The sequence below is a fragment of the Pandoraea pnomenusa genome, assembly GCF_040391475.1.
GTDB lineage: Bacteria > Pseudomonadota > Gammaproteobacteria > Burkholderiales > Burkholderiaceae > Pandoraea > Pandoraea pnomenusa_C.
This window is the reverse complement of sequence record NZ_JBEBXS010000022.1, coordinates 35,782-56,322: the sequence shown is the minus strand read 5'-3', so window position 1 is coordinate 56,322 and position 20,541 is coordinate 35,782. Positions and strand designations below refer to the sequence as shown.

Annotated in this window: 19 protein-coding genes; 13 read left to right on the top strand and 6 right to left on the bottom strand. The window is 64.9% G+C overall.

All coding sequences use genetic code 11. The features are described 5' to 3' along the window. The first annotated feature begins 147 nt into the window (after positions 1 to 147). Positions 148 to 855 (top strand): response regulator, encoded by a 708-nt coding sequence (locus ABWO90_RS19990; RefSeq protein ID WP_353192975.1) that lies wholly within the window; start codon positions 148 to 150, stop codon positions 853 to 855. Then, on the top strand, positions 855 to 2,240 hold the full coding sequence (locus tag ABWO90_RS19985) for an ATP-binding protein (protein WP_353192974.1): 1,386 nt from the start codon (positions 855 to 857) through the stop codon (positions 2,238 to 2,240). The genes ABWO90_RS19990 and ABWO90_RS19985 overlap by 1 nt, the downstream gene beginning before the upstream one ends. Before the next feature lie 60 nt (positions 2,241 to 2,300). Here the strand turns inward: ABWO90_RS19985 and ABWO90_RS19980 are convergent, their stop codons facing one another. After that, positions 2,301 to 2,807 (bottom strand): hypothetical protein, encoded by a 507-nt coding sequence (locus ABWO90_RS19980; protein ID WP_353192973.1) that lies wholly within the window; start codon positions 2,805 to 2,807, stop codon positions 2,301 to 2,303. Positions 2,808 to 3,083: 276 nt separating this feature from the next. On the opposite strand from ABWO90_RS19980, the gene ABWO90_RS19975 reads away from it, so the two are divergent. Then, positions 3,084 to 4,625 carry a DegQ family serine endoprotease gene (locus tag ABWO90_RS19975; protein WP_353192972.1) on the top strand — a complete coding sequence of 514 codons (1,542 nt, stop codon included), beginning with the start codon at positions 3,084 to 3,086 and terminating at the stop codon, positions 4,623 to 4,625. Positions 4,626 to 4,749: 124 nt separating this feature from the next. After that, a complete protein-coding gene (locus tag ABWO90_RS19970; protein ID WP_353192971.1) occupies positions 4,750 to 5,196 on the top strand; it encodes a carboxypeptidase regulatory-like domain-containing protein in 447 nt (148 codons plus the stop codon). 132 nt (positions 5,197 to 5,328) lie between these two features. Here the strand turns inward: ABWO90_RS19970 and ABWO90_RS19965 are convergent, their stop codons facing one another. Beyond that, on the bottom strand, positions 5,329 to 6,351 hold the full coding sequence (locus ABWO90_RS19965; RefSeq protein WP_353192970.1) for an XdhC family protein: 1,023 nt from the start codon (positions 6,349 to 6,351) through the stop codon (positions 5,329 to 5,331). Between the two features lie 346 nt (positions 6,352 to 6,697). Between ABWO90_RS19965 and ABWO90_RS19960 the strand changes: the two genes are divergently transcribed. The 5 genes from ABWO90_RS19960 to ABWO90_RS19940 all read left to right on the top strand — a co-directional run bounded on the left by ABWO90_RS19960 (position 6,698) and on the right by ABWO90_RS19940 (position 9,739). Continuing rightward, entirely contained in the window at positions 6,698 to 7,315 is a 618-nt protein-coding gene (locus tag ABWO90_RS19960) for an SRPBCC family protein (protein WP_353192969.1), read from the top strand. Beyond that, positions 7,305 to 7,808, top strand: coding sequence for a winged helix-turn-helix domain-containing protein (locus ABWO90_RS19955; RefSeq protein ID WP_353192968.1), 504 nt, complete (start codon positions 7,305 to 7,307; stop codon positions 7,806 to 7,808). The genes ABWO90_RS19960 and ABWO90_RS19955 overlap by 11 nt, the downstream gene beginning before the upstream one ends. 134 nt (positions 7,809 to 7,942) lie before the next feature. Further along, on the top strand, positions 7,943 to 8,578 hold the full coding sequence (locus tag ABWO90_RS19950; RefSeq protein WP_353192967.1) for a cytochrome b/b6 domain-containing protein: 636 nt from the start codon (positions 7,943 to 7,945) through the stop codon (positions 8,576 to 8,578). Between the two features lie 5 nt (positions 8,579 to 8,583). Continuing rightward, positions 8,584 to 9,402, top strand: a complete 819-nt coding sequence (locus ABWO90_RS19945) for a molybdopterin-dependent oxidoreductase (protein ID WP_353192966.1) — start codon at positions 8,584 to 8,586, stop codon at positions 9,400 to 9,402. Between the two features lie 46 nt (positions 9,403 to 9,448). Then, positions 9,449 to 9,739, top strand: a complete 291-nt coding sequence (locus ABWO90_RS19940; RefSeq protein ID WP_353192965.1) for a pentapeptide MXKDX repeat protein — start codon at positions 9,449 to 9,451, stop codon at positions 9,737 to 9,739. Positions 9,740 to 9,840: 101 nt separating this feature from the next. On the opposite strand, the gene modC is transcribed toward ABWO90_RS19940, so the two are convergent. The 4 genes from modC to ABWO90_RS19920 all read right to left on the bottom strand — a co-directional run bounded on the left by modC (position 9,841) and on the right by ABWO90_RS19920 (position 13,524). Further along, a complete protein-coding gene (modC, locus tag ABWO90_RS19935) occupies positions 9,841 to 10,968 on the bottom strand; it encodes a molybdenum ABC transporter ATP-binding protein (protein WP_353192964.1) in 1,128 nt (375 codons plus the stop codon). Continuing rightward, entirely contained in the window at positions 10,958 to 11,656 is a 699-nt protein-coding gene (gene modB, locus ABWO90_RS19930) for a molybdate ABC transporter permease subunit (protein ID WP_353192963.1), read from the bottom strand. The genes modC and modB overlap by 11 nt, the downstream gene beginning before the upstream one ends. A 15-nt stretch (positions 11,657 to 11,671) precedes the next feature. Next, complete coding sequence (modA, locus tag ABWO90_RS19925; protein WP_353192962.1) at positions 11,672 to 12,475, bottom strand: molybdate ABC transporter substrate-binding protein; 804 nt, start codon at positions 12,473 to 12,475, stop codon at positions 11,672 to 11,674. A gap of 383 nt (positions 12,476 to 12,858) precedes the next feature. Continuing rightward, positions 12,859 to 13,524, bottom strand: a complete 666-nt coding sequence (locus tag ABWO90_RS19920; protein WP_353192961.1) for a TetR family transcriptional regulator — start codon at positions 13,522 to 13,524, stop codon at positions 12,859 to 12,861. A gap of 469 nt (positions 13,525 to 13,993) precedes the next feature. Here ABWO90_RS19920 and ABWO90_RS19915 point away from each other — a divergent pair, with 469 nt between their 5' ends. From ABWO90_RS19915 to ABWO90_RS19900, 4 genes are all read left to right on the top strand, one after another. Further along, positions 13,994 to 15,223: an efflux RND transporter periplasmic adaptor subunit gene (locus tag ABWO90_RS19915; protein ID WP_353192960.1), complete on the top strand. Its 1,230-nt coding sequence runs from the start codon at positions 13,994 to 13,996 to the stop codon at positions 15,221 to 15,223. A gap of 15 nt (positions 15,224 to 15,238) precedes the next feature. Next, complete coding sequence (locus tag ABWO90_RS19910; protein WP_353192959.1) at positions 15,239 to 18,418, top strand: efflux RND transporter permease subunit; 3,180 nt, start codon at positions 15,239 to 15,241, stop codon at positions 18,416 to 18,418. 3 nt (positions 18,419 to 18,421) lie between these two features. After that, positions 18,422 to 19,906, top strand: a complete 1,485-nt coding sequence (gene adeC / locus ABWO90_RS19905; protein WP_353192958.1) for an AdeC/AdeK/OprM family multidrug efflux complex outer membrane factor — start codon at positions 18,422 to 18,424, stop codon at positions 19,904 to 19,906. A 314-nt stretch (positions 19,907 to 20,220) separates the two neighbouring features. Beyond that, the gene (locus ABWO90_RS19900) at positions 20,221 to 20,478 is read left to right on the top strand and encodes an acyl-CoA-binding protein (RefSeq protein WP_353192957.1); all 258 of its coding nucleotides are present in this window, start codon (positions 20,221 to 20,223) and stop codon (positions 20,476 to 20,478) included. Positions 20,479 to 20,541: the final 63 nt, after the last annotated feature.

Genomic DNA, 20,541 nt, shown 5'->3' with positions numbered 1-20,541 from the left:
GAGTCGAAATCCGGCGAGTGTCACGCATAGGCAACATCCGCGCGTGTGAAGCGCGTGTGATGTTTACGGCCTGTTACAGAAGCAGGCGGCCCGGCGCCGAGAGGGCCGGCGCATCGCCCGGAAACAGTCTCTACCGGTACTCAATCCATGCGAATTCTGTTGGTGGAAGACGATACGATGATCGCCACGGCCGTGACGAAAGGGCTGCGCCAGGACGGCTGGACCGTCGATCACGTCGACGACGGGCAGCGCGCGCTCGATGCCCTGGCGCTCGAGTCCTACGACGCGTTACTGCTCGATCTCGGCTTGCCGCGTCGCGACGGCATCGATGTGCTGCGCACGTTGCGCGGGCGTGGCCAGACACTTCCGGTGCTCATCGCCACCGCGCGTGACGCCGTGGCCGATCGTGTCAAAGGCCTCGACGCAGGCGCCGACGACTATCTCGTCAAACCATTCGATCTCGACGAACTTGCGGCGCGCCTGCGGGCACTGGTGCGACGTCAGGCCGGGCGCAGCGAGCCGCTGCTGCGTCACGGGGCGATCGTGCTCGATCCGGCCACGCGTCAGGTCACGTGTTCGGGGGCACCTGTCGTGCTGTCCGCGCGGGAATACGCCGTACTCGAGGCGTTGCTCAACCGGCCGGGGGCCGTGCTGTCGAAGGCGCAGCTCGAAGAGCGCATCTACGGATGGGGAGAAGAGGTCGCCAGCAACGCCGTCGAGGTTCACATCCACGGACTGCGCAAGAAGCTGGGGGCCGACACGATCCGCACCGTGCGGGGCGTGGGCTACATGATGCCCGCCCAGACGGGCGACGCCGCGTCCACGGGGCAGGCCGCAAGTCCGGAGGCAAACTGATGCGCTCGATTCGTCGTCGCTTGCTGCTGGGGCTGTTCATCACGTTGTCGGTGGCATTGCTGCTGGCGGGCATCGCGATCTTCCGTCAGGCGCGTACCGAAGCCAACGCGCTGTTCGATTTTCAGTTGCAGCAGATGGCGTTGTCGCTGCCTGCGGAGTCGTTCTCCAGTGTGCCGGGCGAAAACAACGGCGCCGATGGCCTCGTGATCCAGATATGGAGCCGCAACGGCATCGAGTTGTACTACTCGCATCCGCGCACGCCGTTGCCGCGCCGTGCCGAACTCGGCTTCACGACGGTACGCACGCCGCGCGGGGACTGGCGTGTCTATTCGGCACTGGTGGGCGACAACGTCGTGCAGCTCGCCCAGCCGATGGTCATTCGCGACTCGCTTGCCGTGTCGATGGCGCTGCGCACCTTGTTGCCGCTGGTGGTGGCGATGCCGTTGCTCGGGTTGCTCGTCTGGCTGGTCGTGGGGCGCGGTCTGGCGCCGTTGCGTCGCGTGACGACGGCGCTCGACGCCCGGGCGCCGGGGGCGCTGGAAGCGTTGCCTGAAACGGGGTTGCCGGACGAGGTGCGGCCACTGGTGCGCGCGCTCAACAGCCTGCTCGGCAGGCTCGATGCGGCGCTGGTGCAGCAGAAGGCTTTCGTGGCCGATGCGGCCCACGAACTGCGTACGCCGCTTGCCGCGTTGCAGCTTCAGGCGCAGTTGCTCGACCGCGCACAGACGGATGCCGAGCGAGCCGAGGCGATGCGCGACCTGCGTGAGGGGGTGCGACGCGCCTCGCACATGGTCGCGCAGTTGCTCACGCTGGCGCGTCAGGAGCCGGATGCGGCCCGGGCGGCGACGGCCTTCGTCGAGCTGCCGCTCGCGCCGTTGTTGCAGGATGTCGTTGCGCATCACGCTGCATTGGCGGTGGCGCGCGGCGTCGACCTCGGTCTCGACGCGCCTGAATCGCTCGCCGCCATCAGTCGCGTACGTGGCGACGCCCATGCATTGCAGACCCTCTTCGGCAATCTCGTCGACAACGCGTTGAAGTACACGCCGCATGGCGGGCATGTCGACGTGCGGCTCGTGGCACCTTTGCCGGGCACGACGGCCGTCGTCGAAATCGAGGACACGGGTCCGGGCATTGCACCGGCCGAGCGCGAGCGGGTTTTCGACCGGTTCTTCCGGGGCAGCGGGGGCGCCGACGCCACCCCCGATACTGCCGATGCCGCGACGCCGCCGCGTGCCCAGGGCAGTGGCCTGGGCCTGGCCATCGTGCGCAACATCGCGCAAGCGCACGGCGCGCGCGTCGACCTGCTCGACGCACGCGCAGGACACGGGTTGCGCGTGCGTGTGAGCTTTGGCGGTGAGCGCGCTGCACCCCCTCCGCCGCTTTGAGCGCCGGTGATGCGGTGACGGCGCCCGCACCGGCACCGCAACGTCGAGCCAGGCGTCAGCTCATCCGCGCTGCACGTCGGTGACCTTATCGTTCTCGATCGTCAGCGTGCGACGATCGGGGCGGTGATCGCGCGTGGTCGGCAGGGTCTTGCCGTCCTGTTTGCCGATGCGCCACGGGCAGCCGCGCAGCATCGACTTCGCCTCCGAAACCGACTTGCCCACGAGCGCGTTGTCCTGCGGCTGGTCCGGCGTGCAACTCCCCGACTGAGCGGCCGACATATTGCCCTGCATGTTCCCCGACGTATTGCCTTGCATCGCGTCATTTGCCGGGCCTTGCGTGCCGACCCCGTTGCCATTGCCGTGGCCCTGAGCGCCATTCGTACCCCCCATGCCATTTGCACCAGCGGCGAACACGGAAATCGAGAATGTCAGGCACAACGCGGCGCCCGCACATGCGGTCCAGCGTGCGGCACGCCGATGCGCACCGGTGTCACGAAGCCCGTGGCGCGAGCGCGTCTGACGGTCGGTCGGGTATGACGATTGGGGCGAACGGTCGATCGTTTGCATGATGAGTCTCCTGTAGGCGAGAACGTGCGACGCGAAAGTGCGCCACCCAGCCACCGTAGACAGGGGACAACGCCACAGGCAAGGCGAACTGCGCGAGTTGCCCCTTCAAACGCCTGCCGTCGTAACGCATAGCGCTCATTCGGACCCGATTTCGTAGCCGATCGGTGGCAATGGCGTGTCGCAGAGGGATGGATTCGGGGCTCTTAAGGTTGCCTTAAGGGAGTCTGCCTACGATCAGAGCCATATCAAACGCGGTCGTCGGTTAGGAGAAGACTCATGCGGACCTCGAAATTCACTCGTACCCTCGTTGCCAGCGCTGTACTCGTCGCCCTGACGGGCGGTTATGTGGCGGGACGCCAGCATTGGCAAGCCCCGCTCGCGTCGGAAATGGTCACCAACGCCGACGCGGCGAGCGCGGCCGTTGCGGCGGCAAACACCCCGAATGCCGGGCCCCGTATGCTGGTGCCGGACTTCTCGCAACTGGCGGAACAATACGGACCGGCCGTAGTCAACATCAGTGTGACGCACGATGCGAAACCTTCGGCGGCACGCGGTTCGACATCCAGCCAGATGCAGATGCCCCCGGGCATGAGCCCGAACGACCCGTTGTTCCAGTTCTTCCGCAAGTTCTACGGCGCGCCGGGTAACGACGGCGGCGACGACAATGGCGATGAGGGTGGCAGCGGTAGCGGGCCGACGCGCAGTCTCGGCTCGGGCTTCATCGTGAGCGCGGACGGTTATGTCCTGACCAACGCACACGTCGTCGACGACGCGAGTCAGGTGACTGTCAAGCTCACCGACAAGCGAGAATTCAAGGCGAAGGTCGTGGGCAGCGACAAGACGAGTGACGTCGCGCTGCTGAAGATCGCCGCGACCGATCTGCCGACCGTGAAGATCGGCGATCCGGCGAAGTCGAAGGCGGGCGAGTGGGTCGTGGCCATCGGTTCGCCGTACGGTTTCGACAACACGGTGACGGCGGGGATCGTGTCGGCCAAGGCACGTGCGCTGCCCGACGAGAACTACACACGCTTCATTCAGACGGACGTGCCGGTCAACCCGGGCAATTCGGGTGGCCCGCTGTTCAATCTGAATGGTGAAGTCATCGGCATCAACTCGATGATCTATTCGCGCACGGGCGGCTTCCAGGGCCTGTCGTTCGCGATTCCGATCGACATGGCGATGAAGGTCAAGTCGCAGCTCCAGCAGTATGGCAAGGTGAGCCGTGGCCGGATCGGTGTGGCGATTCAGGAAGTGAATCAGTCGCTCGCCAAGTCGTTCGGCCTGCCCAAGCCGACGGGCGCGCTGGTGTCGTCGATCGACAAGAAGGGTCCGGCAGCGAAGTCGGATCTGAAGCCGGGTGACGTCATTCTGGCAGTCAACGGCGCGACCATCGACGAATCGACGCAGTTGCCGGCGCGGATTGCCGACATGCGTCCGGGCGAGAAGGCGACGCTCACCGTGTGGCGCAACGGCGCGAAGCAAGAGGTGAGCGTGACGGTGGCGGCGCTCGACGAGAAGAAGGACGTGGCGAGCAACGACGACTCGGCCACGCACGGCCGGCTCGGTCTCGCGGTGCGCGAGCTCTCCCCCGAGGAGAAGCGCGCAGCGCAGGTCACGAACGGCCTGCTGGTAGCCCGTGCGGGCGGTCCGGCTGAACAGGCAGGCGTGCAGGCGGGTGACATCATCCTGTCGCTCAACGGCACGCCGGTCACCAGCGCCTCGCAATTGAGCGACAAGCTCAAGAAGGCGGGCAACAACGTGGCGCTGCTGGTGCAGCGCGACGGGCAACAGATTTTCATCCCGGTCGACCTCGGCTGATGGTCGGGTGACAAGCGCGCATGCGAATGGGCATGCGCGTGGGATGCCACGCACTACCTTGTGTACCGGCGCCGCATCACCGGTACGATCCGGCATCGTGAAGTGATGAAACGGGAGGTCGAACATGTGGCAACAATGGCAACGCTGGTCGATGGCCGCTGCAACGGCCGTGGCATTGACAGGCACGTTGGGCGGCATCTCCGTCGCCCATGCACAGGGCGGCACGCTGCCGCCGTCGATGCAACAGGGCAACGTGACGTATGTGTCCGGCGGTATCGATAGCGACGAGTCGGGCGCCTTCAAGCGTGAGGCATCGCGCTGGCCGTTGTCCATCGAGATGGCGGCACGCGGCAATGGTGCCAACGAGTATGTGGCCGACGCCCAGGTGCAGATCATGCACGGCGGCACCACGGTGCTCGATACGCGTGCGACGGGACCGTTCATGCTGGTGAAGCTGCCCGAAGGCGACTACACCGTGAAGGCGACCCATGACGGCAAGCCGATGACGAAGGATGTCAAGGTGTCCGCGAAGGGGCACGCCGCAGCAACATTCCTGTGGCCGCACGACTGATGTGCCGATCGGTCGGGCAAGAGACGTACCACGGGTGACGAAGTAACCCAGGCAGTATCACTCCGCAACGAGTGAGCGAGTTGCGCCGCCATGTTCATCTTGGCGGCGCTTTTTTTTGCCTGTGCGACGCGCTTATGCGGCCGCGCTACGACACTCGGTGGGGGCGCCCTCGACGGCCTCGTGCGGTGTGCGAACGGCGAAGGTCTGCGTAACGGTGATCCCGTTCTTGATCGCGGTCATTTCCGCGAGAATCGACACGGCGATTTCCGCGGGGGTGCGCGCGCCGAGGTGCATGCCCACCGGGCCGTGCAGCCGTTCGATCTCCGTCGTGCTCAGGTCGAACAGCGACAGGCGTTCGCGACGTCGTGCGTTGTTCACGCGCGAGCCGATGGCCCCGATGTAGAACGCGGGCGATTTGAGCGCTTCGAGCAGCGCCATGTCGTCGAGCTTCGGATCGTGCGTGAGCGTGAGCACCGCACTGTGCGAATCGAGTTGCAGCCGCACGATGAGATCGTCGGGCATCTCGCGCGAGAGTTCGGTGCCCGGCACCTGCCATTCGTCGGCATATTCCGTGCGCGGGTCGCAGACGATCACGTGATAGTCGAGCGCGCAGGCCATGCTCGCCACGTACTTCGAGAGTTGTCCTGCGCCGATCACGATCAGCCGGTGACGCGGTCCATGCGACGAGATCAGGCGCACGCCGTCGAATTCGAGCGAGGGCGTGTGATGACCCGGCGCGATGCGCACGGCGCCCGTCTCCATGTCGAGTTCGCGAACCACGAGACGGAACTGCGAGATGGCTTCGAGCAGCTCCGGGATTCGCGAAGCGTTGCTCAACGGTTCGAGCACGAGTTGCAGCGTGCCGCCGCAGGGCAAGCCGAAGCGATGCGCTTCCTCGGCGGTTACGCCGTAGCTCGTGAGTTGCGGACGGTCGTAAGGCCAGTCGCCTTCGCGAATCCGCGCGATGAGGTCGTCCTCGACACAGCCGCCGGACACGGAACCGACCACGTGGCCGTCTTCACGAATCGCGAGCATCGAGCCCACGGGACGCGGGGCGGAGCCCCAGGTGCGTACAACGGTGCCCAGCGTGACGAAAAAGCCGGCGCGGGTCCACTGTACGGCGGACTTCAGCACTTCCAGATCGACACTGTCCATAGCACGGTTCCTTCGCCAATACGCGAGCGGCAAGTCGTCGTCCGCCGGGCCGGACAGTTTGTGGCCCCGTCGACAAGTCGCCGCTCGATGAGATTCGGCGAGTATATCGCGCCTTGGCGCGCGCTGTATCTCACACGATATTCCGGTCAGGGGCCGGACGAACTGTCGCGCCTGCCCTCTGACGGGCGGTAACTCGTGTCACAATAGTTCGATGTTCGAGACAAGGCCGAAGTACCGACGCGCTGCCGCCGGGTCGATCTGCGCCGATCCGTGGCTGAGAGGGGCTGAAAGGTCGCTGAGAGGTCGCTGGGAGATGGCCGGCGATGTGGCTCATGGGAGGGAGGCGATGGAACTACAGGACAGCCGGCGCTTGCCGGCAGCACGCGACGTGGTGTGGATCGCGTTGAACGACCCGGGCGTGTTGCGCGGGTGCATTCCCGGTTGCGAGTCGATCGAGCGTATCGACGACACGACCTGGACGGTGGTCATCGCCGCCACGTTGGGGCCGGTAAGCGGCCGCTGGAACGGGCGCATCACGCTCTCAGACGTGTTCCCACCGGCGTCGTACACCCTGAATTTCGACGGGCTCGGTTCGTCTGCCGGGCTCACGCGCGGCAAAGGCGTGGTGACGCTGCATTCGCAAGGACCGATGAACACACTGCTGACCTATGACCTGAAGGTGCAGCTCGGGGGCGAACATACGCCGCTCGATGCGCCGCAGATCGACGCCGCGGCTCGCAAGCTGGCCGACCAGTTTTTCACGCGTCTGATCGCGGCCATTGCTCCGCATCACAAGCTCAACGATCCCGTCGCGGCCGACGGTGAAGTGGCCGCCGCGCTCGCAACCGATGCGGCAATGCGCGACACGTCGAATGCGCGCGGCAAGGGGGTGCGCTGGTGGCCGTGGGCCCTGGCGCTGCTGGTGCTGATCCTTATCGTGATGTGGGGCAACCATGCCAGTTGAGCGTCGTCAGGCGAAGGCCGGCAAGGGTCAGGGGGCTGAGTCACCCGAATCGCACGCACGTGAGTTGCTGGCGGCCGCCGAGGCGCTCGAAACCGCAGGTGAGGCGCCGGTCCAACCCGGCGTGGCGGGCTACGACGTGCGGGTGCGTGTGCGCGATGGCGACACGCCGGTGTTCGGCCCGGGGCGCCTCACGTTGTTGCGCGCCATCGAGGCGACCGGCTCGATCTCGGCGGCGGCGCGGCGCATGGGCATGTCTTACCGACGCGCATGGCTGCTGGTGGAAGCCATGAATCACGAATTCCGCGAACCGCTGGTTACGCGCCACATCGGCGGCGTGTCGGGCGGTGGCGCACAGCTCACGCCGTTCGCGCAGAACCTCGCCGCACACTACGACACCCTCCTCAAGGAAATTCGCTCGCTGCTCGACGCCCACGTGCCGACCTTCGACGCGTATCTCAAAGGCGGCGCGGCCATCGATCCGGACGACGAGTAAGCGCGCGACACGCGCGCCATCCCTCACTTCCTTGCGGCGAGGTATCACGAAAACGTTAGCGCTTCGTGAGGACTTCGTCACCGGCCCGGGGCGACACTGACTCCATCAACGCGAATCTCGCGATGGAGGTCGCCATGTCCGCCCTGACGAAGTCCGTACCGCCTGCGGCATCTCCGCCGGCCAAAGCCCGGCCGGTACAGCCTGCGTGGCTGCGCATCGCCCACTGGCTCAACGTGCTGGCAGTCCTCGTCATGGTCACGAGCGGCTGGCGAATCTACAACGCGTCGCCGATCTTCGGCTTTCACTTTCCTGACGAGATCACCCTCGGCGGCTGGCTCGGCGGTGCACTGCGCTGGCACTTCGCCGCCATGTGGCTGCTGGCCGTCAATGGTCTCGTCTACCTGCTGATCAATCTCGTCAGCACACGCTTTGCAAAGCGCTTCCTCCCGATTACGCCGCGAGGCGTATGGCGCGATTTCGTCGCCGCGCTGCGTGGGCGTCTCACGCACGACGACCCGCGTCACTACAACCAGGTGCAGCGATTCGCGTATCTGTTCGCGGTGCTCGTCCTCATGCTGCTCGTGGCCTCGGGGCTCGCGATCTGGAAGCCGGTGCAACTGGGTTGGCTGTGCGCGACGTTCGGGGGATTCCAGGGGGCGCGTCTGGTGCATTTCCTTGCGATGGCCGGCCTCGTGGCCTTCGTCGTCGTGCACGTCGCGATGGTGGCGCTGGTGCCACGCACGCTGAGAACCATGATTACCGGACGGTGATTGCCATGAGCCTCGAGCGAAAACCTGTTCCACCCTCGCCTGAAGCGCCGGTCGTGCGCGATGGGGAAGCGATCCTGCGCGAGGCGCGCGTGCTCGTGACGCGTCGTGTGTCCGAGCCGTCGCGCCGCGCTTTTCTGACGCGCACGCTCACGCTAGGGGGCGTGGCGCTGCTTTCGGGCTGCTCGCTCGACGACAACCCCGGCGTGGACGCCGCACTCGACAAGATCTCGCGCTGGAACGACCGGGTGCAGGCGGCGCTGTTCCGTCAGGACGTGCTGGCACCGACGTTTCCCGCGTCGCGCATCACGCGTCCGTTCCCGTTCAATGCGTTCTACAGCATGGACGAAGCGCCGGTGGTCGACGCGTCCGATTACCGACTGGAACTGTCGGGCCTTGTTGCCGACAAGGCGGCGTGGCGGCTCGACGCCTTACGCGATTTCGCGCAGATGCGCCCGGCCGAGCAGATCACGCGTCATGTATGCGTGGAAGGCTGGAGTGCCATCGGCCGCTGGGGCGGCGTGACATTCGCCGACTTTCTGCGACGTGTCGGCGCTGACACGACTGCGCGCTACGTCGGCTTCAAGTGCGCCGACGATTACTACACGAGTATCGACATGCCGACGGCACTGCATCCGCAGACGCTGCTGGCACTGACCTATGACGGCCAGACGCTGCCGAGGGAGTACGGCTTTCCGATGAAGCTGCGCATTCCCACGAAGCTCGGCTACAAGAATCCCAAGCATATCCGCGCCATCTTCGTGACCAACACGTACCCGGGCGGGTATTGGGAGGACCAGGGCTACAACTGGTTCGGCGGCAGTTGAGGCGGGCGCCTCGATGAATCACTCACTCTCCTGGAGGAGCACCACAATGAAAATGCGATATCTGATGGCGGCAACGACGGCCCTTGCCATGACGCTCGGCACAGGCGCCGCGTTTGCTCAGGACGCCATGGGCAAGGGCGACGCAATGAGCAAGGGCGACGCCATGCACAAGGACATGGACAAGAGCGGCAAGATGTCCAAGGGCGATGCGATGGGCAAGCCTGATGCGATGTCCAAGGGCGGTGCCATGAGCAAAGGCGACGGCATGTCCAAGGGAGGCGCGATGAGCAAACCCGACGCCATGGGCAAGGGAGACGGCATGTCCAAGGGGCAGTAACAGTAAGGGACTGACGTGAGGAGACGGCAGGGCGCCGCAGCGGAGGTCGCTGTGGCGCCCTGATTCTTGTGGCGGGCCGGTCGTGAGGCTGGCGCGTGAAATTAGCGTGTCAGGGCGACCGACTTGATGAGCAGGTACACCTCACGATCTGCGTCGAGCTGAAGCTGATCGGCGGAGTAGCGCGTGATGCGCGCGCGCAGTGTGGTCGGGGCACCTCGCGTGCCACTTGTCGTGGTATCGGCCAGCAACGTGGCGCTGACTTCCACTGCGTCGCCCAGATCGCGCAGCCCGCTTACGCGGGCGCGCAGCACGTTGAGCACGCTGGTGCCAGCGGGCGGCTCGGTAGCGACCGCCACGTCGCGCTCGCGCACGAGAATGCGGCAGGCTTCGCCCGGTTCGCCGCCCGCGCGCGGCACGCGCAACCGCACCGTGTCGTTGCCGTTCACCGCCAGTTCCGTCAGGCCGTAGCGTGTGTCGTGCGCGACGATGCGCGTCTCCAGCACGGTGCCCGGCGATTCCGCCGTGCCGTCCAGTGCGTCGCGATGCACGTTGAGCACGTCGGCCGGTGCGCCTTGCGAGATGGTGCGGCCTTCGCGGAAGAGCACGACCTGATCGGCCAGCCGCATGACCTCGTCGAGCGAGTGAGTGACATAGAGCACCGGCAGCTTCAGCTCGTGGCGAATGCGATTCAGATAGTCGAGCACTTCGAGTCGTCGCGCGTGGTCGAGCGACGCGAGCGGCTCGTCCATGAGCAACATGCGCGGGCATGACAGCAAGGCCCGGCCGATGCCCACGCGCTGCTTCTCGCCACCCGACAGCGCGCCCGGACGGCGGCCGAGCAAGTGGCCCAGATTCAGCACGTCGACGACATGCTCGAGTGCGATCGCGCCGGTGCCGGCAGCGGCGACGTCGCGACGCCGCAGCCAACGGCCGAACAGCAGGTTCTGGCGCACCGTCAGATGCGGCAGCAGGCGGGCATCCTGAAAGACATAACCGATGCGGCGCCGCCATGTGGGCAGGGCGATGCCGGCAGTGCTGTCGAAGAGGACGTCGTCGCCCACGACAATGCGTCCGGCGTCGGGTTCGAGCAGTCCGGACACGGCGTTGACGACTGTGCTCTTGCCGCTGCCCGAGGGGCCGAAGAGCGCCGTCACGCCCATGCCTGCGGCGAATTGCGCGTCGAGCGAGAAGTCGCCGAATCGGTGTTGGAGACGAACTTCAACCGTCATAGCCGAGCGCCTTGCGGTGACCGAAGCGAATCAGCACTTCGGAGAAAATCAGCGTGGCCACGGCCAGCACGACGGAGATCGCGCACAGGCGCCAGACCATCGCGTCGCCGTCGGGTACCTGTGTCGCGGTGTAGATCGCCAGTGGCAGTGTCTGCGTCTGTCCGGGAATGTTCGAGACGAACGTGATCGTCGCGCCGAATTCGCCCAAGGCGCGCGCGAACGCCAGCACGAAGCCGTGCAGCGCGCCGGTCGCGGTCAGCGGCAGCGTCACGGTGAGGAACGTGAGCCAGGGGCCGGCGCCGAGCGTCTGCGCCGCCTGCTCGAGTTTCGTGTCCGAGGCCTCGAGTGCCTGACGAATGGCGCGCACGAGCAACGGAAAGCCCATGACGCCGGCGGCGAGGGCGGCCCCCGTCCAGCGAAACGCGAACGTGAAGTTGAACCACTCGCGCAACAGCTTGCCGATGGCGCCTTGGGCGCCGAACAGCACGAGCAGTGCAAAGCCGACGACCACGGGCGGCAGTACGAGGGGCAGGTGCAGGACAGCATCGAGCAACGCCTTGCCGGGAAATTGCCGGCGGGCGAGCACCCAGGCCGCTGCGTAGGCGAAGGGCAGGCTGCAAAGCGTGCCCCACAAGCCTACGCGCAGGCTGAGTTCAACGATGCCCCATTCTTCCGGGGTAAGGCTCATGACAGAGGCGTGGAATCAGGGACGGCTGAAACCGTAGCGCTGGAACGTGGCCGCCGCAGCGGGCGTTTGCAGGAATTTGTAGAACGGCTCGGCGTCGGCCCGGTTGGCCTGCTTCGTGATGGCGACCGGATAGACGATCGGTGCGTGACTGTCGGCCGGGAACGTGCCGGCGATGCGCACGCGCTTCTCGGCGTTGGCATCCGTCTTGTACACGATGCCGTAAGGCGCTTCACCGCGCGCGACGAGCAGCAGCGCGTTACGCACGTTGTCGGCGGCGGCTACCTTGCCCTGCACCTTCGACCAGACGCCGAGCTTCTCCAGCGCCGCTTTGCCGTAGAGGCCGGCAGGCACGTGTGCGGGGTCGCCCATGGCGAGCTTGCCGTTGCCGAGCTTGGCGTCGAGGTCCGTGCCCGACTTCAGGTCGACGTCGCCCGTGGTCGTGGCCGGGGCGATCAGCACCAGCTCGTTGCCAAGCAGATTGCGGCGCGACGCCGTATCGATCAGGTCGTGCTTCTGCGCGTAGTCCATCCAGTCCAGGTCGGCCGAGATGAACACGTCGGCCGGCGCGCCTTTCTCGATCTGACGGGCGAGCGTGGAGCTTGCACCGTACACGAGCACCGGCTTCTTGCCGGTTTCCTTGGTGTACGCGGCCGACAGGTCGTCGAGGGCGTCTTTCATGCTGGCGGCAGCGAACACCTGTTGGGCCGCAGCGTGGCCGGCAAACAACAGGCTTGCACCCACGGCGGCCGCGCCTAGCGCGCGGCGCAACACCGATTTCGAAGCAGAGGACTTGAGGCTAGCAGTAACGACAGCGTTCACGAAAGTGGTCTCCAGCGTGTGATGGCCAGGCAGGCGCGACTGGCGGCGAGGATCGCCGCGAGCCGGCTCGTCGATGCCGCCGGGCAGCGAGGCCGGGCGGCATTTGACACGAAGCGCAGCCAGCAGCGGCGGGGCGCAACGCGTTGTGTAGAATTATATATAACGATGCGGCGCTGTACAGCGATATGCCATATCACGGCACACGAATGGCGTCTGGCGCGGCAATGCCGCGTGGAGAAACGGTGAAATCGGGACGGTGCGCATGGCAACGCACGCAACGAGACATCGGGAGTCGGTGCCCGGAGGCGGCAGGCGCCTGCTAATTAATATATGTACTAAATCGCGAGCAGTTCGCGCGAGGCTGATCGCCCTGCGAGCCGCATTCAGACGATGGCGCTCTGGGTGGGTTGCCCGGCCGGTCGCAGCATGGCCGGGCTCGTGCGCAGCATATCGAAAAAGCCGTCGACCACCGCATCGCATTCCGCACCCAGATCGTAGTCGGGCAGGAACAGCCAGTCCGACATCATGCCGACGACGAGGGCGTGGAGCATGATCGCGGCGCGGCGCGTATCGAGTTGCGGGGGGAGCTGGCCGCGCTCGATGGCGCGCTCCATGTCGCGCATGATGCGCTGTTTGCCGTCGGCACAGGCCTCGCGCTGGCGCTCGAGCACCGACAGCATCTCGTTGGTGTACTCGCACTTGTGGAAAAGAATGTCCAGCACGCGGCGCCGGCGCTCGTTGCGCGCCGTTTCCTTGAGGACCAGCTTGCAGATGTCGTGCATGCGCACCATCGGATCGCCGTCTTCGGGCTCGGCACACTCTTCGTCGATCATGCGCTCCATCGGCAGACGAATGCGATCCGTCATGGCGTTGAACAGGTCGATCTTGTTCTTGAAGTGCCAGTAAATGGCGCCGCGGGTCAGGCCCGCAGCCTCCGCGATGTCGGCAAGCGACGTGCGCGACACGCCCTTCTGTGCGAACACCGTCTCGGCGGTGTCGAGCAACAGATTGCGGGTCTCGATCGCTTCCTCTTTGGTTCTGCGGGCCATCGTCGTGTCACAGGTGCGGCGGAAAGTGGCGAAATGTGATGTAAACCGCGCCGCACTATGGTGCGACGCAATGTGATTTACATACATTCATGAATGTATCTATAATAGCAGCCGCTTGCTCTATTGCACAGGGTACATTTAAGCTCCTTCCTCTAAGGGAAATACCTCACTGGTCCGAGGGAGCGGAGGGACCGGTGGGGCGCCGTCGGGTGCTTCATTCGAGCCACCTGTTGTCCCGGAGCCTGTTCGACGATCTCACACGAGTGCCAGCGTGCGCGGTATGCGCCGCGCTGGAGACGTCCTTGTGGCCCCGATTGCGGGCCTGTCTCCGATGGCCCGCTGACCCGGGGCCTCCGGCACTCGCCGACCCGCCTTCGTGCGACGGGATTGCGGACCGGCCTTCGCCGCCGCAATCGTCGCAACGTTCTTGTCATTTTGTTTGACCGCATTCCATTTATCGGGGGCGTATATGCACGTCAAGAGAAGTTCACTGGGGATGGTCACTGCCGTAGCAATCGCGGTCGTGACCCTGGCCGCATGCGGCAAGAAGCCGCAGCAGCCGCAGGGCATGGCGCCGGAAGTCGGCGTCGTGACGCTGCAACCCCAGAACGTAACACTGACGACCGATCTGCCCGGACGTACCTCGCCCTACCGCGTTGCCGATGTTCGCGCGCGTGTCGACGGCATCGTGCTCAAGCGCGATTTCACCGAAGGCGGTGACGTCAAGGCAGGCCAGCGTCTGTACAAGATCGATCCGGCCACTTACCAGGCCGCTTTGGAAAATGCCAAGGCAACGCTCGCGAAGGCTGTCGCGAACCAGGCATCGACGAAGGTATTGGCCGATCGCTACAAGCAACTCGTGGCCGTCGAGGCCGTCTCGAAGCAGGACTACGACAACGCCGTGGCCGGCGCGCTGCAGGCCGACGCCGAAGTCGCAGCGGGCAAGGCAGCTGTCGACACCGCCAAGATCAACCTGAGCTACACCGACGTGCCGGCCCCGATTTCGGGCCGCACCGGGCTGTCGCAGGTGACCGAGGGTGCCTACGTGCAGTCCGGTGCCGCCACGTTGATGACGACCGTGCAGCAGATCGACCCGATGTACGTCAACGTGACGCAATCGGCCGCCGACGGCCTGCGTCTGCGCCGCGCGCTTGCCGACGGCAAGCTGCAAAGCGCGGGCAAGAACGCGGCAGTCGTGTCGCTCACGCTGGAAGACGGCACGCCGTATCCGCTCGAAGGCAAGCTGCAGTTCGCCGACATCACCGTCGATCAGACGACCGGTTCGGTGACCGTGCGCGCCATCTTCCCGAACCCGAACCGCGAGTTGCTGCCCGGCATGTTCGTGCACGCCACGCTCAAGGAAGGGGTGAAGGAAGGCGGTTTGCTGGTGCCGCAGCAGGGTGTCACGCGTGACCAGAAGGGGCAGCCCACGGCGCTCATCGTGAACAAGGAAGGCAAGGTCGAACTGCGTCAGCTGGTGACCGATCGTGCGGTGGGCGACAAGTGGCTCGTGAGCTCGGGTCTTGCCGCCGGCGATCAGGTGATCGTGTCGGGTCTTCAGAAGGTGCGCCCGGGCGCGCCCGCGAAGGCGGTTCCGGCCCAGTTGCCGGGCGCGCAAGCCCCTGCAGGTGCCAGCGCACCGGCGGCTGCCGCCCCTGCCTCGCAGGCCGACGCCGCTTCCAGCGCCAAAGCCCAATAACGCGGAGCCTCATTCATGGCAAAGTTTTTTATCGATCGCCCGATCTTTGCTTGGGTGATCGCCATTGTCATCATGCTGGCCGGTGCGCTTTCGATCCTGAAGCTGCCGGTCTCGCAATACCCGCCGATCGCACCGCCGTCCGTGCAGATCACTGCCGTCTATCCGGGCGCTTCCGCGCAGACCGTGCAGGATACGGTCACGCAGGTGGTCGAGCAGCAGATGAACGGTATCGATCACCTCGAGTACATGTCGTCGACGTCTGACGGCTCGGGTACCGCTCAGATCACGCTGACGTTCGCGCAGGGCACCGACCCTGACATCGCGCAGGTGCAGGTGCAGAACAAGCTGCAGCTCGCCACGCCGTTGCTGCCGCAAGCCGTGCAACAGCAGGGTATCAAGGTGGCCAAGGCGACCAAGAACTTCCTGCTGGTGATCGGCGCGTATTCCGATGACGGCAACATGACCGACATCGACCTTGCGAACTACATCGCCGCCAACGTGCAGGATCCGATCAGCCGTGTGAACGGCGTCGGTCAGGTCCAGCTCTTCGGCTCGCAGTATGCAATGCGCGTGTGGGTCGATCCGCAGAAGCTCAACAGCTTCAACCTGACCGTCATCGACGTTTCCAACGCCATTCAGGCGCAGAACGTTCAGGTCTCGGCCGGTGAACTGGGCGGCGCGCCCGCGGTGAAGGGCCAGCAGCTCAACGCCACGGTGATGGCGCAAAGCCGTCTGCAAACGCCGGAGCAGTTCCGCAAGATTCTGCTGCGCGTGAACAAGGACGGCTCGCAAGTGCGTCTGGGCGATGTGGCCCGCGTCGAGCTCGGCGGCGAATCGTATCAGGTGGTCGCACGCTACAACGGCAAGCCCGCCGCCGGTCTGGCCATTACGCTGGCCACCGGTGCGAACGCGCTGCAGACGGCGACTGCCGTCAAGCAGGCCGTCACGGAACTCGAACCGTACTTCCCGCAGGGCATGAAGGTCGACTACCCGTACGACACCACGCCGTTCGTGAAGATCTCGATCGAGGAAGTGATCAAGACCCTCATCGAAGGTATCGTGCTGGTGTTCCTCGTGATGTATCTGTTCCTGCAGAACCTGCGGGCAACGATCATCCCGACGATTGCCGTGCCGGTGGTGCTGCTCGGTACGTTCGGCATCATGGGGGCCGCAGGCTTCTCCATCAACACGCTGTCGATGTTCGGTCTCGTGCTGGCCATTGGTCTGCTGGTGGACGATGCGATCGTGGTGGTGGAAAACGTCGAGCGGGTGATGGCTGAAGAGGGCCTGAGTCCGAAGGAAGCGACGAAGAAGGCCATGGGCCAGATCGTCGGTGCGCTGGTGGGTGTGGCGCTCGTGCTGTCGGCCGTGTTCGTGCCGATGGCATTCTTCGGCGGCTCGACCGGTGCCATCTATCGCCAGTTCTCGCTGACCATCGTGGCGGCCATGGCGCTGTCGGTGCTCGTGGCTATCGTGCTCACGCCGGCCATGTGCGCGACGATTCTCAAGCCGATCAAGAAGGGCGAAGTGCATGAGAAGCGCGGCTTCTTCGGCTGGTTCAACCGCAAGTTCGACAGCGGCTCGAAGAAGTATCAGGGGCAGGTGGAGCGCCTCCTGAAGCGTTCCACGCCGTTCGTGATCGTCTACGTGGTGATCGTGGCGGCGGTCGGCTTCCTGTTCGTGCGCATGCCGACGGCCTTCTTGCCGGACGAAGACCAGGGCTACTTCTTCAACCTCGTGCAATTGCCGCCGGGTGCGACGCAGGAGCGTACGCTTACGGTGATGAAGCAGGTTGAGCAGCACTACCTCGAGAAGGAAAAGGACGCCGTGCGTTCGATCTTCACGGTGACGGGCTTCGGCTTCAACGGCCGCGGTCAGAACGTGGGTATCGCGTTCACGATGATGAAGCCGTGGGATGAGCGTCAGTCGTCCAACCTGAAGGTTCAGGCGGTGATTGCGCGTTCGTACCAGGCATTCGCCAGCGTGAAGGACGCCATGATCTTCGCGATCAACCCGCCGTCGGTGCCGGAACTCGGTAACGCGGGCGGTATCGACTTCATGCTGCAGGATCGCGCCGGTCTGGGCCACGAGGCACTGATGGCCGCTCGTAACCAGTTCCTGGGGATGGCTGCCAAGGATCCGAACCTCGCGAACATGCGTCCGAACGGGCTCGACGATACGCCGCAGTACAAGGTGGACGTCGACGAGGAAAAGGCTTCCGCATTGGGTCTGTCGATTTCCGACGTGTACACCACGCTGTCGGCATCGTGGGGCTCGTCCTACGTCAACGACTTCATCGACCACGGTCGTGTGAAGAAGGTGTACGTGATGGCCGAACCGAAGGACCGCATGTTGCCGCAGGACATCAACAAGCTGTTCGTGCGCAACGCCAGCGGAACGATGGTGCCGTTCTCGGCATTCTCCACCGGCAAGTGGATCTTCGGCTCGCCGCGTCTTGAGCGTTACAACGGTGTGCCTGCCGTGGAAATCCAGGGTATGCCGGCACCGGGCAAGTCGTCGGGTGACGCCATGAAGGCCGTCGAGGAAATCGCCAAGCAGCTCCCGCAGGGGATTGGTCTGGAATGGACGGGTCTGTCGTTCGAAGAACGTATTTCGGGTCAGCAGGCACCGGCGCTGTATGCGATCTCCATCCTGATCGTGTTCTTGTGTCTGGCGGCGTTGTACGAAAGCTGGTCGATCCCGTTCTCGGTGATTCTGGTGGTGCCGCTGGGCGTGTTGGGCGCACTGTTGGCCGCCACGCTGCGTGGGTTGTCGAACGACGTGTACTTCCAGGTGGGTCTGCTGACGACGGTGGGTCTGTCGGCGAAGAACGCGATTCTGATCGTGGAATTCGCCAAGGATCTGCAGGAGCAGGGCCGCACGCTGATGGAAGCGACGATGGAAGCGGTGCGACTGCGTCTGCGCCCGATTCTGATGACGTCGATGGCCTTCATTCTGGGCGTGTTGCCGCTGGCGATCTCCAACGGTGCGGGTTCGGCGTCGCAGCACGCGATCGGTACCGGTGTGATCGGCGGTATGCTGGCTGCCACGTTCCTCGCGATCTACTACGTGCCGATCTTCTTCGTGCTGGTGCGCAAGCGCTTCGCGCACGAGGATCTGGACACCGTGGAGCATCCGGAAGCCCGTCATGAGAATCCGGACGCAACCGAAGGCCCCGCCAAGGAAGGAAACTGACCTATGAAGCACAAAGCATTGCCGATGGCCTTGGCGGCAGCGTTCCTGGCAGGCTGTACACTCGCGCCGCACTATGAGCGGCCCGAGTCACCGGTTGCCTCGGCGTTCCCCACGGGCCCGGCCTACAAAACGCCGGGGGCGGCGAACCAGAACGGCACCAGCGGCAGCAATGCCGTCGCGGCCGAACTGGGCTGGCGCGATTTCTTCACCGATCCCCGTCTGCAAAAGCTGATCGAGATCGCACTGACGAACAACCGCGATCTGCGCGTATCGATGCTCAACGTCGAAGCCGCGCGTGCGCAGTACCAGATCCAGCGCTCGGCGTTGCTCCCCTCGGTGGGGGCAGCGGGGCAGGGGTCGGTACAGCGTACGCCGGCCGACCTGTCGTCGTCGGGCCGCGCGGGGATCAGCCGCAGCTATCAGGTGGGCGTGGGCTTCACGTCGTATGAACTCGATCTGTTCGGTCGTATCCAGAGCCTGAAGGATCAGGCGTTGGAGACGTATCTGGCGAGCGAGGATACGGCCAAGGCGGCGCACATCACGCTGGTCTCGGAAGTGGCGACGGCGTACCTCACGTGGCTGGCCGATCAGGAGCTGCTCAAGCTCACGGCCGATACGTTGAAGAGCCAGCAATCGTCGTATGACCTGACCCAGCGCAGCTTCCGCGTGGGCACGGCCTCCGGGCTGGACCTGCGCCAGGCGCAAACGCCGGTCGATACGGCGCGCGCGAACTTCGCGCAGTACACGCGTCAGGTCGCGCAGGACGAGAACGCTTTGGCGCTGCTCATCGGCCAGCCGTTGCCGGCCGATCTGCCGCCGGCGCGTCCGCTCGACGGTCAGGGGTTGCTGGCCGACTTGCCGGCCGGGTTGCCCTCGGATCTGCTGCTGCGCCGTCCGGACGTGACCGCCGCCGAGCACACGCTCAAAGGCGCCAACGCCAACATCGGCGCCGCGCGTGCGGCGTTCTTCCCGTCGATCTCGCTGACCGCGAGCGCGGGTACGGCGAGCGCGTCGCTGAGCAATCTGTTCAAGGGCGGGCAGGGGGCATGGTCGTTCGCACCGACCATCACGCTGCCGATCTTCGCGGGCGGGCAGAACATCGCCAACCTCGATCTGGCCAAGGTGCAAAAGCGTATCGAGATCGCCAACTACGAGAAGTCGATTCAGACGGCGTTTCGCGAAGTGTCCGACGGACTGGCCGCACGCGGCACGCTCGACGATCAGATCGCGGCCCAGGAGTCGCTCGTGAAGGCCAGCGACGAGAGCTACAAGCTCTCGGACCTGCGCTTCCGCAACGGCGTCGACAGCTATCTGAACGCGCTGGTCTCGCAACGCTCGCTGTATTCGGCACAGCAGACGCTGATCGCAACGCGTCTGGCGCGCTGGACCAACCTCGTCACGCTGTACAAGGCGCTGGGCGGTGGTTGGGAGGAGCGCACTGTCCCGGCGAATGCCGAGGCAGCGTCGGCACCGGCAGCGGCGTCGTGATCGTCTGACGCGGCATGCGCGTGGCGTGAGTCGTGCAAATGTCTCGTCAGGACGGAAAGCTTGAAAGTCGAAACGCCCGGCAATCTGCCGGGCGTTTTGCTTTGGTGTGACTCACGGTGTGAGAAATACGCTCAGTTCCCGAGAGGTTTAGATGCACGCTTCTACGCTCACCCCTACCTCGCGAATGGCTTCGTCGCTATCCTTGATCGCGTTGTATTCGCAACACCCCGAGCGTTGACGCGAGCCTCTCGCAGCGCGAGCGAAACATCGCACGGGCAACTTATAAGCTGACTGCTTTTCCAGGGAGAGACACCATGAGCGATCTTCAAGCGCGATTCGACACGGCCGTTGCCGAGTCCAAGAATCTGCCGGAACGCCCCGACAATCTGACACTGCTGCGCATCTACGCGCTCTACAAGCAGGCCACGGAAGGCGATGTGACGGGCGCGCGTCCGGGCGCCATGGATTTCGTTGCACGTGCGAAGTACGACGCTTGGGAAATGCTCAAGGGAAAGTCGAAAGACGAAGTCCAGCAGGCCTATGTGGAGCTGGTCGAGGGATTGAAGGGATGAGTTGGCGGACGTCATGTCGATCGTGAGTCGATCATGACGCGGGGCTGAACCCTTTCGGCAAGA